The sequence below is a fragment of the Arthrobacter sp. NPDC080086 genome, assembly GCF_040702285.1.
The window spans coordinates 1-8,897 of the sequence record NZ_JBFBKP010000116.1 but is presented as its reverse complement, the minus strand read 5'-3'; the positions used below and the strand labels follow the sequence as shown (position 1 = coordinate 8,897).

16 protein-coding genes and 1 pseudogene are annotated in these 8,897 nt (G+C 68.5%); 5 read left to right on the top strand and 12 right to left on the bottom strand.

Annotation, left to right across the window (positions count from 1 at the left end):
• The first annotated feature begins 125 nt into the window (after nucleotides 1-125).
• Entirely contained in the window at nucleotides 126-332 is a 207-nt protein-coding gene (locus AB0305_RS21710; protein ID WP_290256885.1) for a DUF4177 domain-containing protein, read from the top strand.
• A gap of 40 nt (nucleotides 333-372) precedes the next feature.
• Here AB0305_RS21710 and AB0305_RS21705 read toward each other — a convergent pair whose 3' ends face one another.
• The 6 genes from AB0305_RS21705 to AB0305_RS21680 form a co-directional block, all read right to left on the bottom strand.
• Nucleotides 373-756, bottom strand: a complete 384-nt coding sequence (locus tag AB0305_RS21705; protein WP_290256884.1) for an STAS/SEC14 domain-containing protein — start codon at nucleotides 754-756, stop codon at nucleotides 373-375.
• A 139-nt stretch (nucleotides 757-895) separates the two neighbouring features.
• The gene (locus AB0305_RS21700) at nucleotides 896-1,657 is read right to left on the bottom strand and encodes a sulfite exporter TauE/SafE family protein (protein ID WP_364136183.1); all 762 of its coding nucleotides are present in this window, start codon (nucleotides 1,655-1,657) and stop codon (nucleotides 896-898) included.
• Nucleotides 1,654-2,262 carry a rhodanese-like domain-containing protein gene (locus tag AB0305_RS21695; RefSeq protein WP_364136185.1) on the bottom strand — a complete coding sequence of 203 codons (609 nt, stop codon included), beginning with the start codon at nucleotides 2,260-2,262 and terminating at the stop codon, nucleotides 1,654-1,656. The genes AB0305_RS21700 and AB0305_RS21695 overlap by 4 nt, the downstream gene beginning before the upstream one ends.
• Nucleotides 2,263-2,443: 181 nt before the next feature.
• The gene (locus AB0305_RS21690) at nucleotides 2,444-2,746 is read right to left on the bottom strand and encodes a rhodanese-like domain-containing protein (protein ID WP_364136187.1); all 303 of its coding nucleotides are present in this window, start codon (nucleotides 2,744-2,746) and stop codon (nucleotides 2,444-2,446) included.
• Nucleotides 2,747-2,828: 82 nt separating this feature from the next.
• Nucleotides 2,829-3,176 carry a metal-sensitive transcriptional regulator gene (locus AB0305_RS21685; protein WP_364136189.1) on the bottom strand — a complete coding sequence of 116 codons (348 nt, stop codon included), beginning with the start codon at nucleotides 3,174-3,176 and terminating at the stop codon, nucleotides 2,829-2,831.
• A gap of 2 nt (nucleotides 3,177-3,178) precedes the next feature.
• Nucleotides 3,179-3,490, bottom strand: coding sequence for a rhodanese-like domain-containing protein (locus tag AB0305_RS21680; RefSeq protein WP_364136191.1), 312 nt, complete (start codon nucleotides 3,488-3,490; stop codon nucleotides 3,179-3,181).
• A gap of 93 nt (nucleotides 3,491-3,583) precedes the next feature.
• On the opposite strand from AB0305_RS21680, the gene trxA reads away from it, so the two are divergent.
• On the top strand, nucleotides 3,584-3,949 hold the full coding sequence (gene trxA / locus AB0305_RS21675) for a thioredoxin (protein ID WP_364136193.1): 366 nt from the start codon (nucleotides 3,584-3,586) through the stop codon (nucleotides 3,947-3,949).
• Here trxA and AB0305_RS21670 read toward each other — a convergent pair.
• Both AB0305_RS21670 and AB0305_RS21665 read right to left on the bottom strand, forming a co-directional pair.
• Complete coding sequence (locus AB0305_RS21670) at nucleotides 3,946-4,089, bottom strand: hypothetical protein (RefSeq protein ID WP_290256877.1); 144 nt, start codon at nucleotides 4,087-4,089, stop codon at nucleotides 3,946-3,948. The genes trxA and AB0305_RS21670 overlap by 4 nt on opposite strands.
• The gene (locus tag AB0305_RS21665; protein WP_364136195.1) at nucleotides 4,086-4,721 is read right to left on the bottom strand and encodes a hypothetical protein; all 636 of its coding nucleotides are present in this window, start codon (nucleotides 4,719-4,721) and stop codon (nucleotides 4,086-4,088) included. Before AB0305_RS21665 ends, AB0305_RS21670 begins: the two co-directional genes overlap by 4 nt.
• Nucleotides 4,722-4,892: 171 nt before the next feature.
• Here AB0305_RS21665 and AB0305_RS21660 point away from each other — a divergent pair, with 171 nt between their 5' ends.
• The gene (locus AB0305_RS21660; RefSeq protein WP_364136197.1) at nucleotides 4,893-5,345 is read left to right on the top strand and encodes a hypothetical protein; all 453 of its coding nucleotides are present in this window, start codon (nucleotides 4,893-4,895) and stop codon (nucleotides 5,343-5,345) included.
• Here AB0305_RS21660 and AB0305_RS21655 read toward each other — a convergent pair.
• From AB0305_RS21655 to AB0305_RS21640, 4 genes are read right to left on the bottom strand one after another with little or no spacing between them, the layout of a single operon-like run.
• Entirely contained in the window at nucleotides 5,342-5,932 is a 591-nt protein-coding gene (locus tag AB0305_RS21655; RefSeq protein ID WP_290256874.1) for a DinB family protein, read from the bottom strand. The genes AB0305_RS21660 and AB0305_RS21655 overlap by 4 nt on opposite strands.
• A 50-nt stretch (nucleotides 5,933-5,982) precedes the next feature.
• Nucleotides 5,983-6,624 (bottom strand): hypothetical protein, encoded by a 642-nt coding sequence (locus tag AB0305_RS21650; RefSeq protein WP_366174003.1) that lies wholly within the window; start codon nucleotides 6,622-6,624, stop codon nucleotides 5,983-5,985.
• On the bottom strand, nucleotides 6,621-6,812 hold the full coding sequence (locus tag AB0305_RS21645; protein WP_290256872.1) for a helix-turn-helix domain-containing protein: 192 nt from the start codon (nucleotides 6,810-6,812) through the stop codon (nucleotides 6,621-6,623). The genes AB0305_RS21650 and AB0305_RS21645 overlap by 4 nt, the downstream gene beginning before the upstream one ends.
• A 43-nt stretch (nucleotides 6,813-6,855) precedes the next feature.
• Nucleotides 6,856-7,149 (bottom strand): hypothetical protein, encoded by a 294-nt coding sequence (locus AB0305_RS21640; RefSeq protein WP_364136201.1) that lies wholly within the window; start codon nucleotides 7,147-7,149, stop codon nucleotides 6,856-6,858.
• 271 nt (nucleotides 7,150-7,420) lie between these two features.
• Between AB0305_RS21640 and AB0305_RS21635 the strand changes: the two genes are divergently transcribed.
• Nucleotides 7,421-8,245 carry an IclR family transcriptional regulator gene (locus AB0305_RS21635; RefSeq protein WP_364136203.1) on the top strand — a complete coding sequence of 275 codons (825 nt, stop codon included), beginning with the start codon at nucleotides 7,421-7,423 and terminating at the stop codon, nucleotides 8,243-8,245.
• 161 nt (nucleotides 8,246-8,406) lie between these two features.
• Nucleotides 8,407-8,897, top strand: a pseudogene (locus AB0305_RS21630) (urocanate hydratase); the annotation flags it as partial.

Below are 8,897 nucleotides of genomic sequence, written 5' to 3'. Positions count from 1 at the left end.
GTTGTAAAACCTGGCCGCCGCCCTTTTTGCGTGCCCGGAAACAACCCGCCCGTGGTCTTCCCTGGAGCCGCCGGGCCGGGCTTGTAGGCTTGCTGCCACTTGTCCCGTTACGGAAGGCGCCCTTCATGCACTACGTCGTTTTGCAGGTCATCCTCAAGGAAAAACTATGGGGAACCGGATCGGGAAACCTGACATCTCTCGAGAAGACCATCAATGACCAGGCGGCCAAGGGCTACCGGCTGCACACCATCACGACTGCGAGCAGCGGCAGCAAGGGACTCGCCGGCGGGGACCGGATTCAAGCGACGCTGGTGTTCGAGAGCCTGGGATAGCTTTCCGGCGGCCGGCTGAGTGGTCGGTAGAGGGGCCGGTTCAGTGGGCGGTGCCGGCTGGCTGGGCGGCGAGGCTGTCCAGCCAGGCCAGGGCTTCCGGCTCGGAGGTGAAGTAGGCGTGCGGGCAGTGGTCGTGACGGCTGAGGGCCGCCCCCATGATGGTGTCCACCACGCTGGAGCCGATCATCGCCACGGCGGAGGCGGCCTGGGCGTGGGCAAAGGCGGCCCGGGCCGGGTTGCTCAGGGTCACTCCGGCAATCTCCAGCAGCAGCGGCCGCGGGGTTGGGCTGAGGCTCCGCATCGCCTCGATGGAGGCACGGGCGTCGTCGGCGTCCACCTCGGACTCAGGGGCCCAGGCCAGGTGGAAGTATTGCCCGCGAAGGCCCAGCCGGCCCTTCCCGTCCGCGATCAGAATCTCGTTCATTTACGCCTCCTGCGCCCAACCTACCCCGGGCGGGTCACGATCAGCGGCGGGGGCACGAGAAAGCGCCGGACAACGGATTGCTGTCCGGTGCTTTCTCGGTGCTCCGATTCCGGTGATGCGGGGGATGCCCGTGTCGCCGCTAGGTGAGCAGGGCTTGGGCGGTGACGTAGGCGGCGACGGCCAGGACCAGGGTGCCGAAGCTGCGCTTGAGGATCCGGTCCGGGATGTTCGTGCCGAGCCGTCCGGCCAGCAGGGACGCGGCCATGGCGGCCATGGCGAAGGCGGCCGTGACGGCCCAGTCGATGTGCAGGTCGCCCAGGTGGGCGGCGAAGCCGGCAACCGAGTTGATCACGATGATCACCAGCGACGTCCCCACGGTGGCCGCCATCGGCAGGCCGAGGACCAGCGTCAGGGCCGGGACGATCAGGAAGCCGCCACCCACGCCCAGCAGGCCGGTCAGGAATCCCACGACGGCGCCGGTGGCGATCGCCTTGGGCAGGCAGCTGCGCCAGTGCACCCCGCCGCCGGGAAGGGCGCAGGACCCGCCGGCGGCCTTGGTCGGCATCATCATGCGGATGCCCGCGATCACCATGATGGCGGCGAACGCCAGGAGCAGGACCTCCTGGTCCAGCAGCCGGTTGACGTAGGCGCCCAGGTAGGCGGTGGCGGTACCGGCGGCGCCGATGATCACGGCCAGGCGCCAGTTCACGTTGCGGAGCCGAGGCACCACCGCGACGGCCGAGGAGGCGCCGACGACGACCAGCGAGGTCGGGATCGCCGCGGAGAGCGGGAGCCCGACGCCGTAGACCAGGGCGGGAACGGCGAGGATGGAGCCTCCGCCGCCGACCAGGCCGAGGAGGCCGCCGACGATCAGGCCGAAGGCCGCCGCGGTGATGATCATGACTTGGCGCCCAGGTTCTGCAGAGCCTGGTGGGCGGTGGGCTCGTTGGCGGAGCGGTTCCACGGCATCTTGGAGAGCATCTGGCCCATGGCGCAGCTGTTGGTCGCTGCGGAGAAGGTCAGGCCCGCGCCGATCCCGCCGGCCAGCAGGCCGAGCTTGGGGGAGAGGAGCTTGCTGCCGACGACGCCGGCGAGCACCAGCGAACCGGCCGTCATCCGGACTTGGCGTTCCAGGGCCCAGGTGTTCTTGCCCTTGACGACGGTGCCGCCGGCGGCGGCGTAGGCGGGCACGCCGCCTGTGAGGACACTGGCGCTGCCGAGGCCGACGGCGTCGAGGTGTTTGCGGGCCTGTTCCGCGCGGTTGCCGGACTGGCAGACCAGCACCACGCGGGTGCCCATCTTGGCGGCGAATTCCTCGGCATGTTCGCTCAGCAGGGGCAGCGGCACGTGGTACGAGCCCTTGATGTGCATCGAGTCGAATTCGGCGCCGCCGCGGACGTCGATCACCATCAGGTCATCGTGGTTGTCTTCCCAGGCCTTCAGCGTTGCCGCGTCGATGGACTTGGGGGCCGTGGCGGCGGGGGTGGGGACGTTCGTGGAAGTCATAATCTCTTTCGGTCTAGCAAGGGGTGGAGCGGGGTGGTGCCGACGGCGTGCCCGCGGAGGCGGGGACGACGTCGTCCGCCTGCCGGCTCCCGTGTGCGGCATGCCGGACACAGGTGGCGTGGCAGGTGGAAGCCCGGGCGGCGCAGTTGGGGGTCGGCGCCGCCCGGGCGGTCTGTGGGGATTACGCGGCCGGCAGGCCGTTGGCGGACCAGTCGAGCATGCCGCCGGTCATCGTGGACGCGGTGAAACCGGCGGCGGCGAGCTGGTCGGCGGCGGCGGCGCTGCGCCGGCCGCTGCGGCAGACGGCCACCACGGGGCGGGACTTGTCCAGTTCGGCAAGACGGGAACGCAGTTCGCCCAGGGGGATGTGCCGGGCGCCGGCGATCATACCCGCGGCGACCTCGTCGGCTTCGCGGACGTCGACGATCTGGGCGTCGCTGCCGTTGTTGATCTGGGCGTTCAGTTCGTTGGGGGTGATGTCCATGGTCTGGCCTTTCGAGGGTGCCGGGGGATTCGGGGTCAGGGGAAATTGGGGATGCGCGGGGTGTAAAAGCCCGTGCCGCGGCTCAGGTAAGGCGAAGAAAGAGTGTCTGGAGTTCCTCGAGCGTCGGCGGCGCCGCGGCGGCGGGGCCGGTGGCGTCCGTGCCGACGTCGGCGGCCATCGCGGCTGGCGGCGTCGTTCCGGTGTCGATGGCCGGGGCGAGGCAGTCGCGCATGGCGCTGGAGATGAGTTCGAAGCCGGCCTTGTCCAGGGCCCCGCGGACGGCCGCCAGCTGCGTGACGGCGGCCCGGCAGTCCGTGCCGGATTCGATCGCGTCGATCAGTGCGGTCAGCTGCCCGCGCGCCCGCTTGAGCCGGTTGACGGTCCGGTGCTGGGATGCTCCGGGTGACGGCGCGGCCACGGTGGCGGACATGCCTACCGTCCGGCCTGGTAGGTCACGGGGTGGCCGTTGCGGTACCACTCGGTGATGCCGCCCATGACGTTGACCGCGTCATACCCGGCCTCCGTAAGCGCCGCCGTCGCCCGCGAGCTCCGTCCACCGGACGCGCACATGATGTACACGGTCCGGCCGGCGGGGATGTCGCCCATGGACTGCTGGAAGCGGGAGAGCGGGACGTTCCTGGTGCCGGGCACGAAGGCCTCGGCGTACTCTTCGTTCTCGCGGACATCGATGATCGGGACGCCGGAACCCAAGGCAGCCAGGTCGTCCACGGAAATGCTCTTCATGTCCACAGTCCTTTCGTGGGGGGGGGGCGGAGGCCGCCGCGGTGGTCTCCATCTCCTTCCATGATTATACCCCCAGGGGTATAATTTAGACGCATGGCAACCATTGACATCACCGAACAGACCTTTGAGTCCACCATCTCCGGCAACGACATCGTGCTGGTCGACTTCTGGGCAGCCTGGTGTGGCCCCTGCCGCATGTTCGCCCCGACATTCGGCAAAGCCTCAGAAGCCCACCCCGACATCGTTTTCGCCAAGGTGGACACAGAGGCCGAGCCAGCCCTCTCCGCGGCGGCCCGGATCACCTCCATCCCCACCCTGATGGCGTTCCGCGAGGGCATCCTCGTCTTCTCCCAGCCCGGCGCGATGAACGCCAGCGGCCTTGAGCAGCTCATCACCGCCATCAAGGAACTCGACATGGACGACGTCCGCGCAAAGATGGCCGAGGCGCACGCCTCCTAGCGGGTTTCCTGGTTCTGCTCCTCGGCCTGCCGCTTCTCCTCGGCCTGGAGGATGCCGTCGCGGACCGCAGAGCGGACCACGCCGTGGAGGACGTAGAAGAAGATCGCCGCGAAGGTAACGGTCAGGACCAGGCCGTTCACTCGGGCGTCCCGTCGGGCCAGTAGGCCTGGGCGTCCACGGCCGCGTCGCGCAGGGCGGCCCCGTCCAGGGTGATGGAACTTTCTTCGATGCCCATCGCCGTCCACTGCGTCACGAGGCGCAGGTCTCCCGCCGGCGGCAATGGCCAGAGCCATAGTGTTCCGGTGCCGGAGAGGTCGTGGTCGCCGCCGTGGCCGCCTCCGCTCCTGAACGTGAACACCGGGCCCTCCGGTTCCTGCCCCATCGGCGGCCCCGCGTACTGGTCAACAGTCGAAATGCTGGCCCTGGTCCCGTCCGGGAGTTCGACGCCGAACAGGAAGATGTCCTTGCCCGAGACGGATGGACCCGGCGGCCCGAACCGGTTGAAAAAGCCGGCATTCATCACGGCCCATTCCTGGTCGTCCTCGTCGGTTCGGCGGATGGTCCAGGTCAGGTTGATCGTGCACCCGGTGGAATAGGCGCTGACCGACTCGACGGCGACGACGCGGCCTGCGGAGCGGTGGAGGAAACGGCCGACTGGGACGATGGCCGGCAGCTCGTAGCGCGGTGGCCCTGACCAGGGCGGCGGCACGAATTCGGGCATCCGCGGCCGTGGGGGCATGGCTGGAATGGGATAGTCCTGGAAGAAGGTCACGGGTGGTCCTTTGCGTCCGCTGGCTGTAACAGGCCGAGGGGCGCTGGGCGTGGTGGGCCCCGGATCCCCCAATCCGTCCTAGGCCGCCCAGTCTAGCCGCGGCGGTGGTAGCGGCTGCGGACCTGCCCTGCGGGAGTTGCAGCAAGTGAACCCAGCCGGAAGACTGCCGGGATGGGGCGGGAAGAAATTGCTGGCGATGAACTGCGCACCGGCATGCCGGTCAAATATCGGGCGGTGCTGGCCGTGATCGGGCTGCTGGCGGCCGCCGTCGTGACCCTGTCCACCGGTCAGGCGTGGGCGGGTGTGGCGATGCTGCTGGTCTTTGTCTCCGTGGGGAGAATGACCGCCCGCATCCGCTGCGACGGGACCGGAGTGCACCTCAAAGTCGCCGGGCTCTTCTCCACCACCGTTGCCTACGCTGACATTGTTGAGGTCACGGCCGGGCCGGAGACTGGGCTGCTCGAAGGGATGGGTCTGAGGGTCCTCCGTGGCGGCGGCACCGGCTATCTGGTGGGCGGCCCGACGCTGAGGATACGGGCCAACGGTGCCTGGGTCCTGGTTTCCTGCGCAGATCCGGACGCCGGTGTGGAACTGATCCGCGCGCGCGGCGGGCTGGCTCTTTAGCCCTGGGTGCCCTCTCCGCGCGCCACGGCTTCGAGGCGGTTGTAGTAGTTGCCCCACCAGGCCTGGTCTTCTGCGGGCAGGTTGCTGTAACCGTCCCGGTGTCCGGCGCTGCCGTCGGCCAACTCCCGCACGATATCGGCGTGCCCGGCGTGCCGGTGCGTCTCCGCCGTCACGTGCACCAGGATGCGGGCCAGGGTGACGGGATTGCTGGCTTCGCGCCACCACGGAACGAACCCGGCGGCCGTGAGCGGAAGCCGGGCGATGGTCTCGTCGGCATGGGCCCAGACGCGCCGATACAGTCCGATGATGTCCTCGCGGGTCTCACCGGGAGTGGCCCACATGTCAGCGTTCGGCTCGGCGTCGGGTGCGAGCCAGCTCAGTGTTTCCGGGAACGGCCGGTCGAACACCGAACCGAAGTACTCGGCCTCGACCCCCGCTAAATGCTTGATCAGCCCCAGCAGATTCGTGCCCGTGGGCGTGAGCGGCCGGCGGATGTCGTAGTCGGAAAGACCGTCAAGCTTCCAGACCAGTGCGTCACGGCCCTCCTGCAGGTAGCGGCACAGGTCCGCTTTCGCTCCATCGCTCATGACCGCGATCCTGTCCGCGATGCGGGGTGATTGCAAGTCAATGTCGGGCTTCAGCGCGTTTCCGGCTCCGGATCCAGCCGTGGTTCCTTCCTGAGGCGGTGTCCGAGGGCTACGGCTGCACCTATAAATGCCATTCCGGCGGTCGTCAGGAATCCCTCCCACCAGCGGTCCAACTGCTGGTCGAAGAAAATCCGCCCCGAGATGAACAGAACTCCTGCGGCGGCCACCAGCAAAATGCGTGACCTGACCCGCTTCCGCTGTGCCGGCCTCAGCGGGACGGGGGCATCCCGCTCCCTGTAGCCCTCCCGGTCGAAGAGAGTGAAGGGGATCGATGCGAACAGATTGGCGAACATCGTTTGCAGCATCATTTGGCGCGTGACTGCCCCGCCGCCGTCGTCGACGAAAGCCATGAGGTATACAAGGAGCCCGACGACCAGGGCGACCAGGAACCCGACGACGATGAGGCGCCTGCGGTCCCTGGTGAACACCAGGGCCTTGCCCTTGGAGCGGCCTCTGATCAGCCACGCCCCGCAGCAGGCCAGCGCGAACCCCCACGCGGACATCACCCACATCGAGAGTGAGTCGCCGCCGGACAGGCCGCCCACATAGCTGAGCCCCGAGATGACGCTCACCAGGCCAAGGCCCAGCGTCAGCGAACCGCAAAGAATGCGGAACGCGGCGGCTCGGCTCACACCGCGCCGGTGGCGGACTGACGGATGTATCCCTCCACCGCAGCCTGGGAGATGCGGTAGGAGCGGCCGAACCGGACGGCGGCCAGGGCGTGCGACTTGACCAGGCGGTACACGGTCATCCGGGACACGCGCATGATGTCGGCGACCTCGGCGATGGTCAGGTAGGCGGGGCGGTCGGCTGGAAGCATGGAACAGACTCCTTCTGGGACGCGGGAACGGAATATGCGGTACTCAGTCGGGCAGGCGGACATTGCGATGGTCGAAGAACACGAGCGTTCCTGCCGGCGTGCCGGGGACCCTGACACCCACATAGGGTGGCCGGATGACCGTCACCCGTCCCTCGCGGCGGCCGTTGAAGGGGTCATCCCCGATTACCACCTGGCCCACGCGGAAGCGGACCCGGGACGCGCCGAGCCGGCTAATCACGGCACGGAGACGGCGGTGTCCCTGGCCCGCGGCGGGGGCTGCCCCGCCGCGCGGTTCAGGGGGAGCGGACTGGAGGTGGCTGGCGGCGTGAACGCCCATCGGAGTGCTCCTTCCGGCGGATCGGAAACGTCTCCCCACGGTAGGCATCCGCACCCACCGTTCACACGAGTAACAGGTACCCCATCTTTCTCACGGACTACTTGCTTGCCGCCGACGGCGGAGCGCCCGCCGGGGGACGGCGGCGGCCGTGGTTCCGGTGGAGGTCTTATCTGGGATTACAGACACTGGAGAATCATGGGGTCCGCCGCTGGACTTCTGCCGATGCATTCTTAAGTACGGGATACCGGACATCCCCTGCCGAAGGACGGACATGACAACTGCACCGCACGCCCCCGCCACGCCCGCCGCCAGGGCTGCCTCCAAGGTTCCCGCCGCCGAAAACACCCTTCGGATCCTCAAACTGCTGGCCTCCAAGCGCGGGCCGATGGCGGCGTCGAACATCGCCACAGCGCTGGACCTGCCGCGCTCCAGCGTCTACCACCTCCTGGGAGTCATGGAGGCCAACGGCTTCGTGCTGCACCTGCACGAGGAACGCCGCTACGGACTGGGCATCAGCGCCTTCGAGCTCAGCTCTGCCTACTCCAGGCAGGAGCCACTCTCCCGTCTGGGCCGCCCCATGCTTGCCGCCCTGGTGGACAGGATCGGCGAAAGCGCCCACCTGGCCGTCCTGCACGGCCGCGACGTCCTCTACATCGTGGAGGAGCGCGCCAAAAACCGCCCCTCCCTGGTGACCGACGTCGGCGTCCGGCTTCCCAGCCACCTCACGGCCAGCGGCCGCGCCATCCTGGCCGCCCTGCCGAAGTCCCAGGTCCGGGCCCTCTACCCGAATGCCGCCGCGTTCAGCGTCCGGCACGAGAGTGAAACCGCTATCACCAAGTACTCGGCCCTCTCCTCGCACCTGGACCAAGTCCGGCAGCGCGGCTACGCCACCGAACACGGCGAGGTCACCCCCGGCTTCGGCTCAATCGCCGCCGCCGTCACGGACCACGCAGGCTGGCCGACGGCCGCCGTTGCCGTGACCTTCCTCGAGGACAAGCTGCCGGCCGAGCAATGGCCGGCACTGGCCGCGCGGGTCAAGAAGGCCGCCGACGATCTCTCGGTCCGGATCTACGGCCGCCCCAGCCCGACTCACTAGCGGGCCGTTGTGGGCCCTGAAAAAGGCTTTAGCTGCGAGTTGGTCAGGTCTGGTATTCCGGACAGCTCCCCCGTCAAAGCCCTGTGACCGGCGCCACCGGCAGGCTTTAGTAGATACAGAACCTCTCCCCGGAACCACCCCACACCACGAAGGAGCCCCTCATGGCACCCGCCGATTTCACCACCGGTGCCCGCCCGGTCAAGGCAGCCCGCGGCACCGAGCTCACCGCCAAAAGCTGGCAGACCGAGGCCCCGCTGCGCATGCTGATGAACAACCTGGACCCCGAGGTGGCCGAACGCCCGGACGATCTGGTGGTCTACGGCGGCACCGGCCGGGCCGTCCGGTCCTGGGCCGCCTTCGACGCCATCACCCGCACCCTGGAAACCCTCGAAAAGGATGAGACCCTGCTGGTCCAGTCCGGCAAGCCGGTGGGCGTCTTCCGCACCAACGAATGGGCCCCGCGCGTGCTGCTGGCCAACTCCAACCTGGTGGGGGACTGGGCCACCTGGCCTGAATTCCGCCGGCTCGAGGCCGAGGGGCTGATGATGTACGGCCAGATGACCGCCGGGTCCTGGATCTACATCGGTACCCAAGGCATCCTGCAGGGCACCTTCGAGACCTTCGCCGCGATTGCCCGCAAGCTCACCGGGGA

Bases quoted from the DNA above. Each gene is read 5' to 3' on its own strand.
- AB0305_RS21710 (WP_290256885.1), top strand. From the start codon at position 126: ATGCACTACGTCGTTTTGCAGGTCATCCTCAAGGAAAAACTATGGGGA.
- AB0305_RS21705 (WP_290256884.1), bottom strand. From the start codon at position 756: ATGAACGAGATTCTGATCGCGGACGGGAAGGGCCGGCTGGGCCTTCGC.
- AB0305_RS21700 (WP_364136183.1), bottom strand. From the start codon at position 1,657: ATGATCATCACCGCGGCGGCCTTCGGCCTGATCGTCGGCGGCCTCCTC.
- AB0305_RS21695 (WP_364136185.1), bottom strand. From the start codon at position 2,262: ATGACTTCCACGAACGTCCCCACCCCCGCCGCCACGGCCCCCAAGTCC.
- AB0305_RS21690 (WP_364136187.1), bottom strand. From the start codon at position 2,746: ATGGACATCACCCCCAACGAACTGAACGCCCAGATCAACAACGGCAGC.
- AB0305_RS21685 (WP_364136189.1), bottom strand. From the start codon at position 3,176: ATGTCCGCCACCGTGGCCGCGCCGTCACCCGGAGCATCCCAGCACCGG.
- AB0305_RS21680 (WP_364136191.1), bottom strand. From the start codon at position 3,490: ATGAAGAGCATTTCCGTGGACGACCTGGCTGCCTTGGGTTCCGGCGTC.
- trxA (WP_364136193.1), top strand. From the start codon at position 3,584: ATGGCAACCATTGACATCACCGAACAGACCTTTGAGTCCACCATCTCC.
- AB0305_RS21660 (WP_364136197.1), top strand. From the start codon at position 4,893: ATGGGGCGGGAAGAAATTGCTGGCGATGAACTGCGCACCGGCATGCCG.
- AB0305_RS21655 (WP_290256874.1), bottom strand. From the start codon at position 5,932: ATGAGCGATGGAGCGAAAGCGGACCTGTGCCGCTACCTGCAGGAGGGC.
- AB0305_RS21645 (WP_290256872.1), bottom strand. From the start codon at position 6,812: ATGCTTCCAGCCGACCGCCCCGCCTACCTGACCATCGCCGAGGTCGCC.
- AB0305_RS21640 (WP_364136201.1), bottom strand. From the start codon at position 7,149: ATGGGCGTTCACGCCGCCAGCCACCTCCAGTCCGCTCCCCCTGAACCG.
- AB0305_RS21635 (WP_364136203.1), top strand. From the start codon at position 7,421: ATGACAACTGCACCGCACGCCCCCGCCACGCCCGCCGCCAGGGCTGCC.